Source organism: Ignavibacteriales bacterium (assembly GCA_026390575.1).
Taxonomy (GTDB): Bacteria; Bacteroidota; Ignavibacteria; order UBA10030; family UBA10030; genus Fen-1298.
In genome coordinates this window covers 229,737-252,670 of record JAPLFR010000009.1, presented here as the reverse complement: position 1 = coordinate 252,670, position 22,934 = coordinate 229,737, and the positions used below count along the sequence as shown (strand labels likewise).

At 43.3% G+C, this 22,934-nt stretch carries 20 protein-coding genes; 1 reads left to right on the top strand and 19 read right to left on the bottom strand.

Going from position 1 to position 22,934, the window contains the following annotated elements:
- Nucleotides 1-67 precede the first annotated feature (67 nt).
- From NTX44_09585 to NTX44_09495, 19 genes are all read right to left on the bottom strand, one after another.
- Entirely contained in the window at nt 68-469 is a 402-nt protein-coding gene (locus NTX44_09585; protein ID MCX6121857.1) for a response regulator, read from the bottom strand.
- Nucleotides 470-647: 178 nt separating this feature from the next.
- On the bottom strand, nt 648-1,052 hold the full coding sequence (locus NTX44_09580) for a response regulator (GenBank protein ID MCX6121856.1): 405 nt from the start codon (nt 1,050-1,052) through the stop codon (nt 648-650).
- Nucleotides 1,053-1,315: 263 nt separating this feature from the next.
- Nucleotides 1,316-2,596 carry a hypothetical protein gene (locus tag NTX44_09575; GenBank protein ID MCX6121855.1) on the bottom strand — a complete coding sequence of 427 codons (1,281 nt, stop codon included), beginning with the start codon at nt 2,594-2,596 and terminating at the stop codon, nt 1,316-1,318.
- Nucleotides 2,593-3,051 (bottom strand): hypothetical protein, encoded by a 459-nt coding sequence (locus NTX44_09570; protein MCX6121854.1) that lies wholly within the window; start codon nt 3,049-3,051, stop codon nt 2,593-2,595. The genes NTX44_09575 and NTX44_09570 overlap by 4 nt, the downstream gene beginning before the upstream one ends.
- Nucleotides 3,052-3,267: 216 nt before the next feature.
- Entirely contained in the window at nt 3,268-4,875 is a 1,608-nt protein-coding gene (locus NTX44_09565) for an ATP-binding protein (protein ID MCX6121853.1), read from the bottom strand.
- Between the two features lie 29 nt (nt 4,876-4,904).
- Nucleotides 4,905-6,137, bottom strand: coding sequence for a PP2C family protein-serine/threonine phosphatase (locus NTX44_09560; protein MCX6121852.1), 1,233 nt, complete (start codon nt 6,135-6,137; stop codon nt 4,905-4,907).
- Nucleotides 6,134-6,763: a DUF3109 family protein gene (locus tag NTX44_09555; protein ID MCX6121851.1), complete on the bottom strand. Its 630-nt coding sequence runs from the start codon at nt 6,761-6,763 to the stop codon at nt 6,134-6,136. Before NTX44_09555 ends, NTX44_09560 begins: the two co-directional genes overlap by 4 nt.
- Nucleotides 6,756-7,256, bottom strand: a complete 501-nt coding sequence (locus NTX44_09550) for a DinB family protein (GenBank protein MCX6121850.1) — start codon at nt 7,254-7,256, stop codon at nt 6,756-6,758. Before NTX44_09550 ends, NTX44_09555 begins: the two co-directional genes overlap by 8 nt.
- A gap of 3 nt (nt 7,257-7,259) precedes the next feature.
- A complete protein-coding gene (gene mutS / locus NTX44_09545) occupies nt 7,260-9,875 on the bottom strand; it encodes a DNA mismatch repair protein MutS (GenBank protein ID MCX6121849.1) in 2,616 nt (871 codons plus the stop codon).
- Nucleotides 9,876-9,977: 102 nt separating this feature from the next.
- Complete coding sequence (surE, locus tag NTX44_09540) at nt 9,978-10,760, bottom strand: 5'/3'-nucleotidase SurE (protein ID MCX6121848.1); 783 nt, start codon at nt 10,758-10,760, stop codon at nt 9,978-9,980.
- Between the two features lie 10 nt (nt 10,761-10,770).
- Entirely contained in the window at nt 10,771-11,595 is an 825-nt protein-coding gene (gene panB / locus NTX44_09535; protein MCX6121847.1) for a 3-methyl-2-oxobutanoate hydroxymethyltransferase, read from the bottom strand.
- Nucleotides 11,592-12,368 (bottom strand): lipoate--protein ligase family protein, encoded by a 777-nt coding sequence (locus tag NTX44_09530; protein ID MCX6121846.1) that lies wholly within the window; start codon nt 12,366-12,368, stop codon nt 11,592-11,594. Before NTX44_09530 ends, panB begins: the two co-directional genes overlap by 4 nt.
- Before the next feature lie 7 nt (nt 12,369-12,375).
- Nucleotides 12,376-13,167, bottom strand: coding sequence for an acyl-ACP--UDP-N-acetylglucosamine O-acyltransferase (lpxA, locus tag NTX44_09525; GenBank protein MCX6121845.1), 792 nt, complete (start codon nt 13,165-13,167; stop codon nt 12,376-12,378).
- Nucleotides 13,168-13,194: 27 nt separating this feature from the next.
- Nucleotides 13,195-14,607 (bottom strand): bifunctional UDP-3-O-[3-hydroxymyristoyl] N-acetylglucosamine deacetylase/3-hydroxyacyl-ACP dehydratase, encoded by a 1,413-nt coding sequence (locus NTX44_09520; protein MCX6121844.1) that lies wholly within the window; start codon nt 14,605-14,607, stop codon nt 13,195-13,197.
- 20 nt (nt 14,608-14,627) lie between these two features.
- Nucleotides 14,628-15,692, bottom strand: a complete 1,065-nt coding sequence (gene lpxD / locus NTX44_09515) for a UDP-3-O-(3-hydroxymyristoyl)glucosamine N-acyltransferase (GenBank protein ID MCX6121843.1) — start codon at nt 15,690-15,692, stop codon at nt 14,628-14,630.
- Between the two features lie 12 nt (nt 15,693-15,704).
- Nucleotides 15,705-16,247: an OmpH family outer membrane protein gene (locus NTX44_09510; protein ID MCX6121842.1), complete on the bottom strand. Its 543-nt coding sequence runs from the start codon at nt 16,245-16,247 to the stop codon at nt 15,705-15,707.
- Between the two features lie 51 nt (nt 16,248-16,298).
- Nucleotides 16,299-16,853 carry an OmpH family outer membrane protein gene (locus tag NTX44_09505; GenBank protein ID MCX6121841.1) on the bottom strand — a complete coding sequence of 185 codons (555 nt, stop codon included), beginning with the start codon at nt 16,851-16,853 and terminating at the stop codon, nt 16,299-16,301.
- Nucleotides 16,854-16,902: 49 nt separating this feature from the next.
- Nucleotides 16,903-19,290: an outer membrane protein assembly factor BamA gene (bamA, locus tag NTX44_09500; GenBank protein MCX6121840.1), complete on the bottom strand. Its 2,388-nt coding sequence runs from the start codon at nt 19,288-19,290 to the stop codon at nt 16,903-16,905.
- Nucleotides 19,274-20,110 carry an isoprenyl transferase gene (locus tag NTX44_09495; protein MCX6121839.1) on the bottom strand — a complete coding sequence of 279 codons (837 nt, stop codon included), beginning with the start codon at nt 20,108-20,110 and terminating at the stop codon, nt 19,274-19,276. Before NTX44_09495 ends, bamA begins: the two co-directional genes overlap by 17 nt.
- Before the next feature lie 249 nt (nt 20,111-20,359).
- Between NTX44_09495 and NTX44_09490 the strand changes: the two genes are divergently transcribed.
- Nucleotides 20,360-22,867 carry an ATP-dependent Clp protease ATP-binding subunit gene (locus NTX44_09490; protein MCX6121838.1) on the top strand — a complete coding sequence of 836 codons (2,508 nt, stop codon included), beginning with the start codon at nt 20,360-20,362 and terminating at the stop codon, nt 22,865-22,867.
- Nucleotides 22,868-22,934 lie beyond the last annotated feature (67 nt).

The following is a 22,934-nucleotide window of genomic DNA, read 5'->3' as shown; positions in this document are numbered from 1 at the left end:
TGAATGCAAGATCTTTCCACCGGCAGCGAATGATCAACATCAGCTATCTTCTAAAATCTTGCTTCATTTATTTTAATCTTTCTTTTCGCGCTCGATGTTTACTGTATACTTGTTCTACCATAACAGGAATTCGTACCGTATCCATTTCCCCTTTTACGAAGTACTCTGATGCTCCCCATTTATACGCTTCTTCATAAATTTCTTCAGACCCATAACCCGTAATGAGAATCGCCGGAATATCCATTTTCTTCCCGTACATCCATTGCAGGACATTAATACCGCTGGTGCCTTCCATTTTATAGTCCAAGAGAGCAATATCGAATTGTTCTTTTTGCAAACGATGAAACGCGTCATCTGCTGAATTACAAACTACAACGGAATGTCCATGTCCAGTAAGAGCCTTTTTTAAAAGAACGCAATAAGGATGATCGTCATCCGCCACAAGGACATGAAGTGATTGTTTATTCATAATTGTGTTGCACAATAGAAGTAAACAGTATTTATCTACAACAGAAGTGTACAACAAACAAAGGAAGAAGTCAATCCAACTTCCTGAAAATACCTCTTCGTCCACATTCAAATGTGCAACGAATCGGTTCAGTAGCAAAAATACAACGAATAAATTATATACCGAGGTACAGGCTGGTTTATTCTGACCTGCGTTGACGTTCCAAGATTACCTGTTTATACACTTTCAAAACAAGTTCCGGTAGTTGGGACATATCTGACTTTCCCTTTACAAAATAGTCCCTCGCTCCCCACTTCCACGCTTCAAGAGCAATCTCTTCCGAACCATAGCCTGTAATGAGTATCACTGGAACATCCATCTTCATTCCGTACATCCATTGCAGTACATTGATACCGCTTGTTCCGGGCATTTTATAATCAAGCAGCACCACGTCATACTTGTTTTTTTGAAGCAGGCTGATAGCGTCATCTCCACTGTCACAAGATTCGGTTGTGTGTCCGCAACCTTTAAGTGTTTGTGTGAGAACAATACGATATGTCGGTTCATCATCTACAATAAGAACATTTAACAATTGTTCGTTCATGCAAACTCCAAAAAAATAAAATGATTAATGATGAAAATAAATTTTTATTAATAATTCGGAAACCTCTAAAATGTGCAACCTTTTACTATCGAAATCCACACGCATAAAAAACATGCAAACTCGTAATTCATATTCAATCTATCGACACAAAAGATTACAACAGAGTATATCGCAAAAAGAACTATTCGCTCTTAGTACCGCATGAAGTAACCTATTCTCACATGCAATATTTTTCCATTCTCGAATCGAATTTCGTTTAATAGTTATTCTTTTTGACTTGTTTTGGGTCCTTTACGGAAAATCCATACACAAATAATCGCTACAAGAAGAACTCCTAAGACGATCAATATATACGTCAGCCATGTCGCACCTGGCATAACAGATGCATGCCACTTTTCAAATTTTTCTTCTATATCTTTTTTCTGGGTATCAGAAATCTTACGCAGTTCGGTGAGAGCTGGCAGCCATGTTGCATTCAAATCTGTTTGCCATAGACTTTCATTAAAGTTTGTAAACAGTTTATATCGTGTGTTATCGGTTTCCTTATTCGGATTTTGAATTTGCTCATCAAGGAAGGCAATAAAGTTTGCAACAAACTCATCACCGTTATAAAACTCCTTGGCCACAAAACCTTTTTCTTTGAAAAGAGTGTTGAGCGAGCGCCACATCGCACCATCAACCTTATCTCCCCACATTGCCAGCATCGAATCGACTACGCCAACTTCACTCTTCTTCGATTTCCCGCTTAGATAGAGTGAAGCAAGTTTCGGTGCTAACCCAGTCCATTGCGACTGAAACCGTTTCTGTTGCCGCACAATTGTAACAAGATCACTTCCTTTAAGCTGTGTCGATTCGAGGAATGCTACATTGTCTATAATAGATCGTTTGACATTTCCAATGATACCGTGGCGATCGATCTTGCCTAACAGTCCCTGCTTTTCAATATCCTTCATATCACTGACATTTTTATCGTATTGCATAAAAAGACTATCTGTCAGGGCGAAGATAAGAGCATCGCGTTCCTGCAATCCTTGGCGTAGCCTTACAATCATATTACGGAGCGAATCTATTGGTGTGGCAGAATTAAAAAGATCGCCTGAAAGTTTTTTTACATTCAGGGAAAGTTGCTTGACTTCGGCCATCAATGATTCATTCTGGCTTGTCAACTTCATGAGCTGATCCGACAGTTCACGGATTTTCACTTCCAATTCTGTAATACGTACAATCTGACTTTCAATGACGCCAAGATCTCTTTGCCGAATGAGTAGTTTACCTCGAAGTTGTTCTACGGTTTTATCATATCCATCCGGATAATTTGCTTTATTGATAAGTGCTTTATCCTCACTGAATTCTTTTTCAATCGCATCAATTGAAGTATTGGCTTCGGCACACTCCTGCACCGTCTTTGCCTGATCAATATTTTTCGCAATGGATTTGGTTATGGTTTGAAAATGCTGAACAATAACATAATCCGATTTTTGCTGAGCGGTAAGCGTCAAGGTCATCATCACCAGCAAAGCAATAATCCGTATCATGGTCTTCATTTCTTTTCTCCTTCAAAAACTCCATCTTCTGTTACTAAGATGGTTGGATTTTTTCCATTCACAATTTGGATGTACGGTACTCGCTGGTTAAGTGCCGGTTCACTCAGTCCATTCTGTGCCACAAAAATTTTATTTTTAAGTTTAAGACCGCCCTCTGTTTGTTCAAACACATAGACATTCTTAAACTGTGACGCTGTTATAAAGTAAAAACCCTTTACATCGCGAATCATCCGCAAAGTCACTTTTGCTATATTGACAGAGTCTTGTGTTTCGATAAAGAGGAGTTTTTTGACATTGAGTGAAAAGCTGTAACGTTCGCTTTGCACATTACCTTGAGCATCAACGCTTAGGGCAGACTCGACAGGCCAAGCAAAATCACCTGGTTTTAACGTGAGCGATGAACAACCGGCCAGAATAAAAAAAGATAGAGCAATAGGATTGACAAATCCTTTCATATTACCTCCAAGATTGTCATTCAAAGGAAATTACGCTAAATCAATCTGCACCAATGTATAAAAGGAAATTGTCGGATTCAAGTGGTGTACTTAAAAACTTGCCGTCAAGGCAGCAATGCTTTTCTCACACACACAAAGGACAATCATTGACAACAAGAAAGAGAGAAGAGGTGGAAGCATAGAGTGCAAGGGACATCCTATTCAATGCCCACCAGTTCACTTAACCTTTTCTTGCTTCCACCATCGCGTGACGACTTCCGCAATCTTTGTTTTGGCATCACTCTGTTTCCATTTCTCATAAAACCTTATATCGCTGCTATCCGGTTCCGGATTAGGATAATCGATCTGCACACGCAAAGGCATCGAGATTGCTTCACCCACAACGAGTGCTTCTCCTGTTCTCAGTGAGGGCAACACATCAGTAAGACTTGCAAATGTATCTGGCACCAGCCGTCTAATATAATTCTGATCAAGCGGGTTGGTCAATCGCAGGACAACATAATTGTTGCATTGCGAAAGGATTGTTTCTGAAACTTCCGACGGACGCTGGCTAACGATCATACAACTGACACCGTATTTTCTTCCTTCTTTTGCAATGCGCTCTACAGTTTTACGAGCAGAGGCCGTAGCAGTGCCACTGCTTGGTAAATAATTATGCGCTTCCTCAAACACCAAGAGAATTGGAAAATCACGCCTGTTGGGATTCCAGAAATTGAAATCAAATATTAAGCGCGCCAGAAGCGATACGATCGTATTAACGATATCGAACGGCACACCGCTCATATCCAAAATTGTCACTTGCGCGCTGCCGTCTGCACCCAGTATCTTCGAGAGCAAATCGTTAATGGCAGCAGATTGAATATAATTTTTTAACCGAAACATAAACGCGTATCGCGGATCGTTCAACTTACCATCTAACCGGACAAGGAATCTGGCAAACTTGCCGTAGAAAGGTCCCTCCTTCACTGTCGCACCCATCGTTATTTTTTCGGTGTCCATAAACTGCAGCTTTGCACGGATCTCGCTGATGTCATAATATACCGGCGTATCAATTGTTATCATCGTCGACATCTCCGGATTTTTTCCTCTTTTTGACATGATAACGAGATCTTTGAGCACAGTAATCTGGCTCGAGGCGTTTTCGTCCTTATCATCTATAAACATTTCACGCAATTCGTCAAAGTTCATCAACCAATAAGGCAATTCAAATTCTCCAATGTCGAGATGATTGCAGCTCCCCTCGAACGCTTTATGATATTCGTTGTGAATATCTAGGATGATGATATTCGTATCGGGATACTTTGACACCTTCTGTAAGATAGAGGCGACAGCGCACGATTTTCCGGAACCGCTCGAGCCAAGCACAGCAATATGCTTTCCAAAAAACTTGTTCGCATCAAGAAAAGCACGTTGATTCTCGAAAAGCGAAATCTGTCCGATCGAAAATCCATAGCGCTGAAATGTTGCAAATGCCACGGCAAGGTCAGCATCTTCTGCAAAAAACACCGGCATATCAACCACTGGAAAAATAGACACGCCACGCTCAAAGCGTCCACTTTTTACGGTGCCCACCATCGAAGCAAGAATAATATAACGCTGCTGCGCTTGTCCATTAACATTCAAGTCTTCTTTTTTCAAATCCGATACCATCCCAAGGAGCACCATTGTCCCCATCGGGATCAAGAAGTAAGTACCGATTTGTCCTATATAATATGTCTTACCGTTAATCTCCCGCTTCAGCGAAGTAGTTTTTGGATCGACAAGAATGGAAATGATTCCGCTATTCACTGATGCAACGACACCAATATATTTTTGTTCTACCATAGTTCAACCTTCTTCGTGAAAGATTTAGTTCAATTGACTCGTTTAATGACGACAATAGTTCGGTCGTCTGAATATTCTGCACCTTCTGCAAAGAGTTCAACATCCTCAATTAATGATTTACATATCTCCTTCGCTCCCTTAGCCGCAAGCTTCTGTATATTTTCCGCTAAGTGCTTTTCTCCATACGGCATACCATCACTCCGTTGTGCTTCAGTAATACCGTCGGTGTAAATCACGGCGACATCTCCTTTTTTCAGCATGGTGCTTTCCACGCGATAATTGCCGCGGGGGAAAGGACCAAGAATGAGTCCCGTCGGTTCTAACAACTCAATGCTTTTATCTTGTGCGTGATACACCATCGGACTATTGTGTCCGGCGTTCGCATACAGGAGCAATCCCTTCGCGCCGTCTGTCAGCTCGGCATAGAACATCGAAACAAATTGTTCTTCAGCAAATGAACGATTCACAATTTTATTGATCCCTGACATCAATGCGGCAGTTTTCGTTTGATGCGCAATTCCCATCCGCAAGGCGCCGACAACATACAACGCCTGCGCCGCAGCACGGAATCCTTTGCTCGCCGCATCGCCCACGACAATCATCAAACGATCTTTTACCTCGTCTGCAAAGAGATAATCAAAGAAATCTCCACCGACGATCCTGTCCGGCACAGAAATTCCATAAATATCATAGAAGTAAAAATGAAGAAATGGATCTGGTAAAATGCCTAATTGAATTTCCCGTGCTTTGTCGATATCCTGCTCCAGCAGTCGAGCTTTTTGTTCGATACGCTTGCTGCGGAGAACAGATGTGACTGCAAGGCTGATAACGTTGAGGTTAGGAAGAAGATCTTGATCGAAAAAATCCGAATTAAATGCTAAAATATATTGATAGACCGTTCCGTTACGATAGGGCATTTTATCGCCGACACCTGTCGCAGAATATTTTACAATTCCTTTTTTCCGAAGATACCCGTCGGTTTCATTTGCAATGATGGAACGCTGTTCCGTCAGGTGCTGGAACATCGGGTACCGTGAAACTTGAATGCGATAACCCGGGTCGAGCCGTTCAATTTGCCCGATCTGGTGAAAAAGACGGTACGATTCGGTGGATGGTTCGTACTGCCAAAGTCGCCCCCCCTTGAGAAGAATGTCTTCGCTCTTGACGATTTCATTGAGAACGTGTTTGAGCAAATCTTTTTCTGTTTTGAATTGTTCAGGAGCGAAACTTTCGATAGTTCGATATAATCTTCGTTGATTCATAGTGTACTCGCAAGCGAGAGCGAGGGCTCCTCATGAAACAATTCCTCAATCTCCTTTAATCCCTCAGTTCCAAGAATATATTCAAATTCTTCACGACATACATCAAGTACCGTCATCGGACCATCAGCAACTATACTGCAGCACTGCCGCCGATTCGTAAATTCCGGTTCATACGTTGTCAGCACGTGTTCATCTATCGTGATTGGAAAAGCGATGCAGTAAAATGGTTTCAATGCAAATTTATCCATCCCTTCCGCCATCGCAGTCTTTTGTAAGGCACAGAGACCTTTGCTGCATAGAAAAACGCAGCTGTTCCCTTGCACTGCCGTCCCATCGCACTTGCCGGAAGGAAAATCAGAATCATGTTCGATGTTATTATCGAACCATTTTGCGGCATCTTTTTCCTGTTCTGGTTCGAGGTACTTTTTAATCATGTCGGCGTGTGCAAGAATCAATTCTTTCTCTTTCACATCAAGGAGCACTCCTTCCGTACAACAAGTGCCATTGCAGTGACACATCGAACTGTTAGGTGAAAAACGTTGAGTAAGGATTTCCGGGTCAACGTGCAGTTCAGGGATATGTCCAAGTTTATGCTTCTGTAATATCTTTAAAAGTTTTTCAGCCACGAGTTTCCTTTTGTCTAATGTAATTAATCATATCTGTGCTAACAACTTTTTCTCCCATCTGCCTCAGCATCGTCACCACTTGTCCCCTATGATAGGAAGAATGATTCACTTTATGCTGCATTTGCTGGAAAAGCGGGTGAGTATATGAATTGCCTTTAAAATCAGTGTAAGGCATCTGATCGTTTAATTTCTCCTCGGTGAGACTCCGCACAAAGTTACTCATCTCGCAATGGTAAGCATCCCACTGTTTTTTTACAACTTCGACTGTCGGGAAATCTTCTGCTTTCAACAGCACAGGTATCTTCCCAGTCCAACGGGCGAACCATACTTTATCAGCAGAAAGGATATGTACAAGGGTTCCATGTATTCCGCCGAAACTGGATGCGAGATCTTTCTTGTACTGATCTTTGGCTAGCATCGCAATCACTTCGAGCAGTTTCAAATCCGCCCACTTATCATAGTCGTACAACATTTGAATCTCATTTTGTGTCATTTCTTAGTCCTTCGTTTCTATTTTACTCTTCAATATCGCTAATATCTGAAGTGCTTCCAGCGGAGTCATGTGTTCAATATCGAGATTGACGAGTTCCTCGCGCAACTTGTCGTCTTTCACTTCAAACATTGCTAATTGCACTTCTCCATTGCTCTTCGCATATTTCATTTCTTTTTTCTCTCTTGTTCTCACCACCAATTCCGAGCTTTCCAAATTTTTCAATACTTGCTTCGCACGTTCTGTTACTTCTTCCGGTAAACCTGCCATTTGCGCTACTTGAATTCCATACGAGTGATCGGCAAATCCCGGCATCACTTTATGAAGAAATATTACTTTATCACCATACTCGCGCACATCTACTTTGTAGTTCTTGATGCGTGTAAAAAGATCGGCGAGTTCGTTTAATTCGTGATAATGCGTTGCAAAAAGTGTCTTGGCGCCAATTCGTTCATGCAAATACTCCGTCAGCGCCCATGCGATACTGATACCATCGAACGTGCTCGTCCCGCGCCCAATTTCATCAAGAAGAATGAGACTGCGCTCCGTCGCCGTGTTGACAATATTCGCTGCTTCGTGCATTTCCACCAAAAAAGTACTTTCACCTGATGCAATGTTGTCGCTCGCACCGACACGCGTATAAATTCTATCCACAATCCCTATGCGGGCTGATGCAGCGGGGACAAAACTTCCAATTTGCGCAAGCAAAACATTCAACCCAACCTGCCGCAAATAACTCGACTTGCCGCTCATATTGGGGCCGGTGATAATGAGTATCTGATCCGATGCCGTATCGAGCAGAGTATTATTTGGCGTATAGTGCTCACCTGGCGGTAATAGTTTTTCGATTACCGGATGCCGCCCTTCTTGAATCGTTATACAGAGCGAATCATCCACAATGGGGCAGGTATATTTATTCTCTACCGCTACATCGGCAAGCGACACAAAACAATCCAACGTTGCGATTGCATACGCGTTTGTTTGAATTGTCTCTGCATGTTCAGTAATCATTTTACGCAGTTCATTGAAGAGACGCGTTTCGAGTGCAAGAATTTTTTCTTCTGCATGAAGAATCTTTTCTTCATATTCCTTCAATTCCGGAGTTACAAAGCGTTCAGCATTTGTCAGCGTCTGCTTACGAATGTAATTATCGGGCACCTTATCCCTGTGTGTATTCGTCACCTCAATAAAATAACCAAACACATTATTGAAACTAATCTTGAGCGATGAAATACCTGTGCGTTCGCGCTCCGATTGCTGATGCTTTGCCACCCAATCTTTCGCCCCATACGCCAATGCTCGAATTTCATCCAACTCCGCGTTATAACCATTCTGAATCACGCCGCCGTCTACCAATGCAATCGGCGGATCATCTGCAATTGCTTTATCAATGGCGGAAACAAGATCAGCGAGCGAATCAAGGTTATTATTCAGCACCACGAGTGTCTGGTTTTTCAGATTTGAGATTTGGGATTTAAGATTTGGGATCAGTTCCAGCATTGCCTTTAACTGATTCACTTCCCGCGGATTCGCTCTGCCAGTGGCAATTTTTGCAATCAGTCTTTCCAAATCGCCGATATGATCTAATTCTTCCCGAATTCTGCTCCGTGTTGATTCATTCGTTACCATTTCCTGCACCGCAGTAAGCCGCGCTTGTATCGGCTCTAATCGTTTTAACGGACGATTGATCCACTGCTTCAGCATTCTCCCGCCCATGGGCGTACATGTACGATCAATGATGGCATACAGAGTGCCTTCGGGTTGCCCAGAGATGTTGGTGGTAATTTCAAGATTGCGTTTCGTTGAAATGTCCAACAGCATATACTCACTTACATCATGCGGCACAATTTTTTTTATGTGCAGAATGTTTGTCTTCTGTGTTTCCTGTAAATAATTCATCACTGCACCAGCTGCAATTGTGCCGATACGCATTTCTTCGATGCCGAAACCTTTCAGTGATTGAGTTTTGAAATGATTGACGAGAAGCTCGTAAGCATAATCTGCGTTGTAAACCCAATCGTCCACTTTTGTATAGAGTACACGAAAACGTTCGCCGAGCAATGTTTTAATCGTCTCCAGATCACGCTTCTGCACCAGTAATTCTTGCGGTTGTAAATTGTTCGCCTGTTCAAAAAGTTGTTTCAGCGGAAATTCACTCAGCCCGAATTCTCCTGTGGAAACATCAATGAAAGCGAATCCAATCCGATCTTCACTTGTTGCGAGCGGGGATGGCAGTGCAATTGCAGCGAGATAGTTATTTTGTTTCTCTTCTAACACTTTATCCGAGAACGCTACACCTGGCGACATCACTTCAACCACATCACGTTTGACGATGCCTTTGGCAAATTTTGGATCTTCCATCTGCTCGCAGATAGCCACGCGATAACCAGCACGTAGAAGTTTGGGAAGATACGCATCGAGAGCGTGATGCGGAAATCCAGCCAGCGGTGTTTCACCGGAAGCGCCATTACCACGTTTGGTCAACACAATACCCAGAACTTTGGATGTTATCTTTGCATCTTCATCGAACGTCTCAAAGAAGTCGCCCATTCTGAAGAGAAGTATCGTATCCGGATACTTCGCCTTCACCTGCTGGTATTGTTTCATTAATGGAGTTGACATAAGAACAATGCAAAATAAAACAGTGATAATTTAAAAATTGCGATATGCTTTCAGAAGTGTGCAATCATTTATGAGCGTTCTGCTCAATACACTTTTTACTTCTTATTTAATCTTTCCTATTCCCCACTTCTTCATCGTTTCAAACATTTTATAATCTGTGAGATCATATTGAATAGGAGTGACAGAAATATAATTGCTGCGTACTGCCGCTTCATCAAATTCTAAATCCTTATCTACTTCTTCTAATCCGCCGGTAAGCCAGTAGTATTCGCGATTATTCGGATCTCGCCGATGATCGAACGTATCATTCCACACTGCTTTGCCTTGCCGAGTAATAAGCACGCCTTTGATTTCTTTCGCCTTCAAGGGAGGAACGTTGACATTAAGCAACGTGCTTGGCGGAAGCCCGCGTTTGCCGATGAGCAAAGCAAGTTTTCGGGCAAATTTCGCCGCATACCGAAAATCTGCCGGTGCGTACGTGGTCAACGAAACCGCGATAGACGGAATACCGAGAATTGTTCCTTCAGTCGCAGCCGAAACCGTACCGGAATAAATAATACTTATCGCAGTGTTGGAACCATGATTTACACCGGAGACGACCAAATCTGGTTCATGTTTAAGAATTGCGCGGACGGCAAGCTTGACACAATCCGCGGGAGTACCTTGCACAGCATACCCAAAGAACTTTCCGTCCTTCTTGAATTCTTTGACACGCAAGGGATAATTCATCGTGATAGCATGACCGACGGCACTTTGTTGTTTGTCCGGTGCCACAACCGTTACGGTACCGATCTTTTTCATTTCTTGTACCAGTGCATAAATACCCGGAGCATCAATGCCGTCATCGTTGGAAACAAGAATACTGAGTTTACGTTTTGGTTTCATCTTCCTTAGTCTAATAGCTTTCTTTTTGAGTCGGAAATTTTTCCTCTTTCACATCTTTTACATATCCGCCAACACTTTGGCGAATTGTATCAGCAAGATGTGCGTAGTAGCGTACGAAACGCGGATGGAAATCTTCATACAATCCCAGCATATCAGACACCACAAGAATCTGCCCATCGCAATGCAAACCAGCACCAATACCGATTGTCGGAATCTTAATGGATTTCGTCACTTTCGCCGCAAGCTCTGATGGAATTTTTTCGAGTACCACGCCAAATGCACCGGCGTCTTCCAAAATTTTCGCATCTTTGAGCAGCTGTTTCGCCTCCGATGGAGTCGCACCGCGCGGAGTAAAGCCGCCGAACTGATGAATCGACTGTGGTGTCAATCCAAGATGCCCCATCACCGGAATTCCAGCACGCATCATCATATGCACTAAATGAGCGGTACGTTCGCCGCCTTCAAGTTTCACACCGCCGGCGCCGGTTTCTTTCATGATACGACCCGCATTGCGAAATCCTTCTTCATCATTTGCCTGATAGGACATGAATGGCATATCAATAATGACCATCGCCCGATCGACGCCGCGAACAACTGTCTTCGCATGATAAATCATTTCGTCAAGTGTCACCGGCAATGTTGTTTCCTGCCCTTGAAAAACCATACCAAGTGAATCGCCGACAAGAATCAAATCTATGCCCGATTGATCGAGCAGACGGGCTGTAAGATAATCGTAGGCCGTCAGACACGCGATCCGCGATCCGTCTTTTTTCATCGCCGCGATGACTTTTGTTGTAATTTTCTTAGGACCTGATGTCGTGGATGAATTTTTCATATGGTCACCTTTTGTTCTTTATCAATCGTACTAACAATTTCCGGAGATATGAACCATGCCTTCCGAAATCCATGCAGAATTGCATCTGCTGTTTCATCATAATGTACGTTGCGATTTAAAACCGTTGACAGCTCCGTTGTTTTTTCATCAAGCTCCTGCAACAAAGCAACACGCTGTTCTTCAGATGGAAGATTGAGAAATTCTACCATTTGTTTGTGTTCGGATCCTATCAGGATCGAACCGTGCTGTAGTACCACTTCTTCGCCATCACCTGCAGCATAGCGGCGTTGAGCACTGCCGACAAGTTTTTTACCGTTACATTTAATTTCATAACGTCCGGTACTCGAAAAGCACGCCACTGCGGAAGCAGAACGATAGAGCGATGGAAAATGCGGCTGACTTTTCTCTATAGCGACAGGCGCACCAAGCTCTTGCAATCCGGCAACAAGCGCGCGGCTAATATCCTCATAGACAGTAAGAACGTTTTTATTATGCACTCGCATAACGACACTGTAGGTCAATTCGTTTGCATGCAATATTGCGCGACCACCAGTGGGGCGACGAACGACATCGATGCCTGCTGCCGATGTTTTATTGACATCAATTTCATCTATCGATTGATTCCAACCGAGCGAGATGGCAAACGGCTGCCAGCCGTACACACGAATAGTGGGATTACCTGTACCTTCGACGAGCGCTCGAGCAAGGGCTTCGTCATATTCCATATTAAAAACACCAGAACGAACACCGGTGTTTTCAAATCGCCAATTCATATTCTTCCTAGTGATGACTAGGACCCGGAATGATACCGCGCTTACTGCTTGCTATGAAATTTAAAATGTTTTGAATCTCGGGTATCTGCTCCAATTCTTCCTTGATTCTTACAACTGCTTGCGAAACATTCAAGTTGGAGAGATAGATGAGAGTATACGCTTTGTCTATGAATTCAATTGCCTCCCGATGAAAACCGCGACGGCGCAATCCTACAGAATTTAATCCTTCAAAGACCATCGGCTCTCGGCCAGACCGAATGTAAGGTGGAATATCTTTTGTAACCCGGTACCCGCCGCCAACCATCGTATTGTCTCCTATACGAACGAATTGATGTACTGGTGTCAGCCCTCCAATAATCACCCAGTTATCAAGTGTGACATGACCCGCCAATGCAACACTGTTCGCTAAAATACAATTATTGCCAACAACACAGTCGTGGCCCACGTGAGCATTTGCCATAATCAAACAATTGCTGCCTATAACAGTCTTTCCTGTTTCAATTGTTCCCCGGTTTAATGTTACATATTCTCGAACATCGCATGTATCGCCAAGTTCTAATAGTGTCGGCTCGCCTCTATATTTTAAATCTTGCGGCGGTCCACCAATGACTGCGAAAGAAGCGATTTTGCATCCCTTGCCAAGACGCGCTCCATCCTGAATGATTGCATAAGGTGCAATCGTCGATTCGTCACCAACAACGACATCGTCGCCAAGAATTGCCGAAGGACCGATTGTAACATTCTCACCAAGCTGTGCTTTTTTTCCAACTAATGCCAAAGAATGAATATGAACACTCATAAATCTCTTTTCTCATTTATTTTGAGATTATTTCGTTTTCGCTTCGTCACGGTCAACAAGCGCGGCGGTAAAATCACCTTCTGCTACCACATTTCCATCGACGAGAGCTTCACCACGAATCTGAATTACTTTAGAACGGCGGCTCACCATCCGAACATCAAGAATGAGCTGATCGCCCGGAACAACCGGCTTACGGAATTTTACATTATTAATCGCCATGAAAAAAACCAATTTATTCCCAGGATTTTCAGTTCCATTGAGCATGAGAACACCACCTGCCTGTGCAAGAGCTTCCACAATCAATACACCGGGCATAATTGGTTTGCCGGGAAAGTGACCCTGGAAAAAATTCTCGTCCATCGTTACATTTTTCACACCGACGGCATGTTCATCCATCTGAAAATCAATAATTTTATCAACGAGAAGGAACGGATACCGATGCGGCAATATTCGTTGAATGGCATTGACATCAAAAATAACGCCTTCCTTTTTCTCATGCTGATACTTACGAACGAGTTTATTTTGCTGGTACAGCTTTCGAACTTTGCGCGCAAATTCAATATTAGCAGCGTGGCCGGGACGCGCCGCGAGTATCTGTGCTTTAACGGGCGCGCCAATAAGCGCAAGATCACCAATCATATCAAGTAGTTTGTGTCGTGCTGGTTCATTGCGGTAATGAAGTTTTTTATCGTTCAATACACCGGAGGAACCGAGAATCACCGAGTGATCAAGGCCAAGTTTATGCACAAGTTTCCGTAGTTCATCATCCGACAGATCGCGATCAACAATGACGATAGCGTTATCGAGATTTCCTCCTTTAATGAGTCCTTGATCAAACAGCATTTCAACTTCATGAAGGAAACAGAACGTTCGTGCCGAAGAAAATTCGGTGACAAATTCTTTTTCAAGATTGAATAAACCTGTGTGCTGGCTTCCCAATGCTGGATTGTTGTAGTCAACCATGACCGTGACACGGAAATCATCTGTCGGCAACGCAACAATTTCGACGCCGCGGGCTGGATCCTGATAATGGATAACTTGATCTATGATGAGATAATCTTTCGGTGCTTCCTGATCTTCTAACCCTGCTTCAAGCAGCATATCGACAAATGGTTTTGAACTGCCGTCACCAATAGGAGGTTCGATGTTGTTGAGCTCAATAACGATATTATCAACCTGCAATCCGGCTACAGCGGCAAGCACATGCTCGACGGTATGCACACGCGTATCACCAATTCCGAGAGTTGTACCGCGCTGGAGATCAACTACGTGATCAACATCAGCTGGAATTTCCGGTGAATCCGGGAGGTCAACACGGCGAAATCGGATGCCATAATTTTCAGGAGCTGGTTTAAAGGTCATCGTCGTTGTCACGCCGGTGTGAAGTCCTACACCGGACAGAGAGACGGGTTTCTTGATAGTCATTTGCTGAACGAGCATGCTTTCAACTTCTCCTTTACTTATTTTCCTAAAAGTTTTTGTTCGAGATCGGCAACTTTTTTCTTCAGTGCCGTGAACTCGTGCAGCATATCCGGCAGCATCTTCATTGCAATGTATGCACGTTGTGCTTTCCTTGCTTCATCAGCAGGATATCCGAAAAACGATTTGCCTGGTTCTAGAATATTGTTAGCGACTCCAGACTTCCCCATGATAATTGTTCGGTCAGCGATTTCGATATGACCGACAAGGGCTACCTGACCGGCAAGCATACAATTTTTACCTATCTTCGTACTACCGCTGATTCCCGTCTGCGCGGCTATGACCGTATTCTCCCCAACAACAACATTGTGCGCAATTTGAACAAGGTTGTCTATCTTCACGCCGCGGTGGATGTGTGTATCACCCATCACCGCACGATCTATGGTTGTGTTCGCGCCGATCTCTACATCGTCCTCAATGACAACAATGCCAAGCTGGGGAATCTTTTCGTACGTTCCATCCGGTTTCGGTGCAAACCCAAATCCATCCGACCCGATTACTGCACCAGAATGAAGAACGACTCTATTCCCAAGTACGCATTGATGATAGACAACGACATTGGGATAGAGCATACAATCTGCTCCAATCTGCGCATGTATTCCAATGATGCAACCCTCGCCAATCTTTGAGTTGCTGCCAATAACTGCATGTTCACCAATCACAGCATACGCACCTACCGATACATTTTTCCCTAGTGTTGCAGTAGATGAGATAACAGCTGTCGAATGGATACCGGAGGCGAATGGATCCATTGTTGGTGTTAAGCGTTTCAATACATGGAGAAACGCGACATATGGATCGTCGACACGAATAAATATAAGTGAAGCTCGACTTTCAATTTTCTTTAGGTCGAGCTTTCGGGATACCAGTACTGCCGTGGCATTGGTTGTGCCGAGATATTTTTCGTATTTCGGGTTAGCCAAGAACGTGAGACTGCCGGGTGTTGCCTCTTCAATTTTTGTAACACATTCAATCTCCGGTTTTCCCTCAACATTGCCGCCCACGATTTCCCCGCCAAGCCACTCCGCTATCTCACGAATGGTCATAAGTCGGTTGTGTTATTTTGTGGTTGATGGAGCTGTTGTCGTTACCTTGAGTTTGGCAAAGACTTTTTGTGTCAGGTCGTACTTTTCATTTGCATACATTAACAAGATATCGCCGCTTTTATCAAACACGTAATCGTACCCGTCTTCGCGCGCTATATCCTGTACTGCTTTAAACACACGATCCTGCACAGGCTTCATTAGTTCATTCTGTTTGTTGAACAACTCGCCGCTCTGTCCGAATTTTTGTGTGCGGAAATCGACTATTTTTTGGTCCATATCCCGCAATTCACGTTCAGCATCTGCACGCCGTTGTTCAGTCATAATGAGTTTCCGTTTATCATAATCATCAAACTTTTTCTTCCACTCATCCTGCATTTTGTTCAATTCTTGCTGCCAATCGGCAACGAATTGATCGAGCTGCTTTTGAGCGTCCTGCGCATCCGGAAGCTGTTTCATAACTGCTTCTGAATTAAAGTAAGCAATCTTCATCTGTGCGCTTGCCTGTACCATGCACAAGAGCAAGAGGAATCCTACCAAAGCCGAAATTTTCTTCATATCATTTTTCTCCATCAATCATTCATTGGGAGATACCACAACTTATTTAACTTATTTTGACTTCGTCGGTACTGGAGATGCGAAACCTCTCTTCAATTGATCGATCACTTTATACGTCAGGTCGAACTTTGAATCTGCGTACAGGAGATTAGTCGCTGCTTCCAGCTTGTCAAATACATAATTGAATCCATCTTCCTTTGCTACTTTTTCGATGGTTTTCATGACCCTCTCTTGAATAGGTGCAAACTTCTTTTCGCGCAGTTTTACTGCTTCACCTTCACGTTGATCAAACTTCTGGTATTGATATTCACGTGCCTTCTGTTGGAGATCCTGTAAACTTTTTTCCTTGTCAGCTTTTATTTTCGGATCAAGCAAAGCTTGTTTTTTCTGGTAATCTTCTAAACCATCCTGAAGCTCTTTACCCATGCGTTCCAGCTCGTCCTGCCATCCTTTGATAGTGGCTTCAAGCTCCTTCTTCACTTGTTGGGCTTCAGGAAGTTCACGAAGAATAGTTTCAGAATTGACATAAGCAATCTTCACTGTTTGTGCTGTGCCAATGGATGCAACCAAAACAACCAGTGCGGCAATACAAATGATTTTTTTCAAGGTACCCTCGTTTATTTAAGTGATTAAATGTTCAACTACGCTAATAATTCTACATAGATTTTCCGAATTGGAAATGAAACTTCCATCCGGGAGCAGCAGCATTCGGTGTTGCTCCATCATATCCATACCCATAATCGAATCCAATCATACCGATGGGATTCACCAATAAACGAACACCAAATCCAGCTGAACGGCGAAGATCATGCATGTCCATAACGGTATGATCGAGCCACACATTTCCTGCCTCGGCAAAGAAGAGTGTGTAGATCGGAATTGGATTTAATGCCAGTGCAAAACGTAATTCTGTTGTGTACTTTACCATTGCTTTACCGCCGATATTGCCATTATCTGGACCGACAGTGCGATCATCATATCCACGTAACGGGGTTACAGCAATCTGTCCAAGTCCCGTTCCACCCATATAAAACAAATCTTGATATGGAATGTAGGAGTTTTTATCAAGGCCAAAAATGAGTCCAACTAAATTAGAGCTCATCAATGTCACTCGGCCGGAACTTGTTAAAGGCACATACCAATCGGCACTAAAGACATGCTTGTGATACCGTGCTGCTTGAACTCCACCGCCGAAACTTGGACCGCCGTTTATATCGGTCAATAATGAAAAGCTGGAACCGCGAGAAGGAAAAATAGGACTGTCAGTGCTATTACGGGAAATAACTTGTGAAATACCAATCTGTGTCGTTGTTCCTTCATAATAATAATCATAGGCAGTTGCAGTGCCAAGGGAATGATACGTGTTCTCCTGAACGCGCAATGTCCAGTCACCGCGGAAATACATATCGGGCCACTTGAAACGCCGTCCGATACGGATGGACGCGCCGCGATAATGCAGGTCTGCATAATACGATTGATAGGTATCGAAGATACTGAATCCAAACAATGTTGGTGTATCGAACATCCATGGCTCTGTAAAGCCTATCGAGAATGTTCGATAATAATTGCTTACGCCAAATTGATAATCGAATGTCATTGCTTGACCTGCGCCGCCGCGCAATGGTTCACTTAAAGAAAAATTATTAAAAGTAAGGCCGAGACCGCCGCTAAAACCGAACGCACCGCTGTATCCAACCGACATATTGAAGGTATCGCTGGATTTTTCTTCAACAGAATACTCCAACTCAACTGTTTTGTCATCGACCGGACGGACATCTGGTTTTAATTTTTCTGGATTGAAATAATTTAATTGCTGCAGCTGTCGCAGACTTCTGATAATCAACTGCCTGCTGAAGAAATCACCCGGCTTCGTTAATAATTCGCGGCGTATCACTTTTTCATACGTTTTTGTGTTCCCCGAAATAAAAACACGTCCAACGCGGAATTGATTACGTTCATGGATTTGCAGTGTGATATCAAGACTGTCCGTGCCAACTACTTTTATTTCAGGTTCCACTTGAAAATAGAGATAACCGTTGTCGGCATAGAGCGATGTGACATCCGATTCTTCTTCGTTGCGGTGCAAATTTTGATCAAACTTTTCCTGATTAAATACATCACCTTGTTTGAGTCCGAGCCGTGCACTGAGCACATCAGATGGATAAACAGTATTGCCTTCCCAAAAGATTTTTCTAACGAAAAACTGCTGCCCCTCTGACAAATAGATGTTAATCGTCATGTATTTATTTGTACGATCGTAACTCAGTGAATCAGAAAGAATTTCGGCATCGCGAAATCCATTCTTTCGATAAAACGCAAGGACGAGATCCTTATCTTCTTGATATTTTTTCTTATCAAATTTATTTGTCGCCCAAAACTTCCACCACGTTCTTTCGCTTGTTTCCTTCATCTCACCTTTAAGGTCGCTGTCATCATATCGTTTATTACCATGAAAATGGATATAATCCACCTTCACTTTTGGCCCCTCATGAATAACAATTTTCAACGCCACGCGCCCGGTCGTGTCGTTCACTGTTATGAGCGTCGGGGTAATACGTGCATTCAGGTATCCATCTGTATCGTATTGATTTTTTAATATACGTACAACTGAAGAGAGATCCTGTGGTGTAACAATTTGCCCTTTCACAAGGCTAATTTTTTTAAGAATCTCATCTTCATCCAATTCGTCATTACCGGAGACTTCAATGCGTTCCAATCTTGGATTTTCTTTCACTTTGATTAAGAGATAGACCCCATCCTGCACTTGATTCTCTATGAAAATCTGGACATCATCAAATATTCGAAGGTTGTGCAATCGTTGAATGGCCAATTTTGTCTGCTCACTTGGAATAGTGATTTCACCGCCGATTTTCAATCCAGTATTGGCGATAATGGCGGAGGGTTCTCCTGATCGTTGTCCCTCTACGCTGATACCGAGAATTTTATAAACTTCTGGTTGCGGCTGTTGCTTCTGTCCGAGTAAAATTCCAGCTTGGAACATTACGATGAGGAAGAGGAAAATGAGTTTATGAGTTCGTGACACTTTTCTTAAACCTTTCTATCATCCGGGCAGAACGACTTTTTGAGGATTGCTGTATTTGCTCACTCACCATACCAAACCGACGCTCACGCGTTTGGAAGTCTGCAATTGCTTCATACAGATGCTTCCGTCGAAAGGCAGGCCAAAATTCATTTGATATAACGATCTCGGAATATGCTGATTGCCAAAGAAGAAAATTACTGAGCCTCAACTCGCCGCTTGTCCGGATGAGCAAATCGGGATCCGGAATGTTTTTTGTTGCAAGATAGTTCCCGATTATGTCTTCTGTAATCTTCTCTTCCTTTAACACTCCAGCTTGAATATCAACATACATTTTTTTGATAGCATTTGTTATATCCCACCTACCGCTGTAACTGAGTGCAAGCACCAACGTTAAACCGGAATTTTCCTTCATCATCTCCATCGCATCATATAATTCCTTGGCGACATCACGCGGAAGCGCTTGGAAGTCCCCAATGACTTTCAGGCGTACTTCATTCTGATGCATCCGATCTCGTTCATCCCGCAATGCCCTCACCAATAAGCGCATCAGCATGGACACTTCATCTTGAGGCCGCTTCCAGTTCTCAGTAGAGAAGGTATAAAGAGTAAGATATTTTACTCCAAGTTGTGCACACGCCTCAATAATATCCCGAACAGAATTGACACCTTCGTTATGCCCGGCAATTCGTGGCAACCCTCGGCGTTTCGCCCATCGCCCGTTTCCATCCATAATAATGGCGATGTGCATTGGCAACGGACCACTTGCAATAAGCTGTTCTTGATGCTTCTTATCGATTCCCGTCGCCTTTACTAACGGCACAATTTCTCCAAATTTCTAATAATGAATCGTATGCATTTGTAAATTTAACCTTTTTTGGAACGATAGTCAAAAGAAAGCATCTAATAAGAGTGACACGCCGCGTGCGCAGGGGTTGGTATTCGATTTCTTGACTGCCCCCGTAAAAATGGTTATATTGATTAGGAAACTTTATTTCTTATAAAACCGTTCATGACATAGGAATTCAGACGTTTTAATAAGATAGATGGTTCCGTTATTAAGGGAAATTATATGGAAGGAAATTTTTCAAATAGAGTACAAGATGTCATACGACTAAGCCGTGATGAAGCTCTCAGGCTTGGGCACGATTATATCGGAACAGAGCATTTGCTTTTGGGCGTCATTCGTGAAGGTGAAGGGATAGCGGTAAAGATTCTTCGCAATCTCGGTGTAGATTTATACAAGTTGAAGAAAACAATTGAAGATACCGTTCGCGCCGTAGGTGGAACGCTTACCATTGGCAATATACCTTTAACAAAACAAGCAGAAAAAGTCCTTAAGATCACCTATTTGGAAGCGAAACTCTACAAATCTGATGTGATCGGCACGGAACATTTATTACTCTCGCTTCTCCGCGATGACGACAATATAGCCGCACAGATTATGCATCAATTTAATGTGCATTATGATGTAGTACGAAATGAATTGGATAATATTATTTCCGGTAAGCCATCCACTCCTCCCGGACAACAACATGTTTCAACGGAAAAAAAGCAAGATCGATCGAAAACTCCTGTATTGGATAACTTCGGCCGTGATCTCACAAAATTAGCAATTGAAGATAAACTTGACCCTATTGTCGGACGCGAAAAGGAAATCGAACGCGTCGCTCAGGTTTTGAGCCGCCGGAAGAAAAACAATCCGGTACTCATAGGTGAACCGGGAGTTGGAAAGTCCGCCATTGCAGAGGGTTTGGCACTTCGGATAGTTCAAAAGAAAGTCTCTCGCGTTTTACATGATAAACGCGTCGTCACACTCGACCTTGCTGCATTAGTAGCTGGCACGAAATATCGCGGCCAATTTGAAGAACGAATGAAAGCAGTGATGAATGAACTGGAGAAATCGAAAGATGTCATCCTTTTCATCGACGAATTGCATACGATTGTCGGTGCAGGCGGTGCAAGCGGCTCGTTAGATGCATCTAATATGTTCAAACCAGCACTGGCGCGCGGCGATCTCCAATGCATCGGAGCTACCACCCTTGATGAATACCGGCAATATATAGAAAAAGATGGAGCACTTGACCGTCGGTTCCAAAAAATTATGGTGAATCCAACCACGGTTGATGAGACTATACAGATCCTCCAGAATATAAAACATAAGTACGAAGAGCACCACGGAGTTCTTTATTCTGAACCGGCTCTCCAAGCAGCAGTGCGGTTGAGTGATAGGTACATCACCGATCGGTACCTGCCGGATAAAGCCATCGATGTGATGGATGAAGCCGGTGCCCGTGTGCACCTCGCCAATATAAAAGTGCCGAAAGAAATTCTCCAGCTTGAAGAAGAGATTGAAAAAATTCGGCAATCAAAAAACCAAGTTGTAAAAAATCAAAATTTCGAGGAAGCAGCACGCCTGCGCGATCTCGAGAAGAAACTTCTCAGCGATTTGGAAATTGCAAAACGTGAATGGGATTTGAAAGCACAGGGTACGATTTACGATGTCGATGATGAAGATTGCGCCGCGGTTGTCTCGATGATGACAAATATTCCAGTACAAAAAGTTGCGCAGAGCGAATCCGAGAAATTACTCAAAATGGAATCAGCACTTGCCGAGATGGTCGTCGGACAAGAAGAAGCCATTTCCAAGCTGACGAAAGCAATTCGACGCACTCGAGCCGGTTTGAAAGATCCGAAGCGTCCAATCGGTTCCTTCATCTTCCTCGGTCCTACAGGCGTCGGTAAGACCGAGATGGCAAAAGCGCTTGCCCGTTATTTATTCGATTCTGATGAAGCGCTGATTCGCATCGATATGAGCGAGTATATGGAAAAATTCGCGGTCTCGCGCCTTGTTGGTGCACCTCCGGGCTATGTCGGATATGAAGAAGGCGGACAGTTGACTGAAAAAGTACGTCGAAAACCATATTCGGTCGTTTTGTTAGATGAAATTGAAAAAGCGCATCCGGACGTTTTCAACATTTTACTTCAGGTATTGGATGATGGAGTACTAACCGACAGTATCGGTCGCCGTATTGATTTTAAAAATACGATTTTAATTATGACGTCAAATCTAGGTTCACGCGATATCAAGGTTACAGGCGGATTAGGATTTGGGACAGATTCACACCAGGACAAATACAAGACGATGAAATCTAGTATCGAAGATGCGCTCAAGCGAGTCTTTAATCCTGAGTTTCTCAATCGCGTAGACGATACGATTATTTTTCATCAGCTCGAACGTTCTCATATTTATAAGATTATCGAGATTGCCACGAAAGAGCTCTTTGGCCGCATGACATCCCTGGGAATCACAATTGAGCTGAGCCAAGAAGCAAAAGATTTTCTCGTGGAAAAAGGATACGATCCAGCATTTGGTGCGCGGCCGCTCCGCCGAGCAATCATGAAATACATCGAAGATCCGTGCGCTGAAGAAATTCTGAAAGGAACGTACGCGCAGGGAAGTACTATACACGCAAATTTTGATAAAGAAAAAGAAGAGCTTGTGTTTGTGTATACCGCCAAAGAAATTGAAGGCGATCAGCAAGAAAAACACGATGAGGAAATAATCGGTACCAAGTAAGCGAATCAATTAAAAATATTTATAATCCCTCGGCAGATGTCGGGGGATTTTTATTTCCATCAAGAAT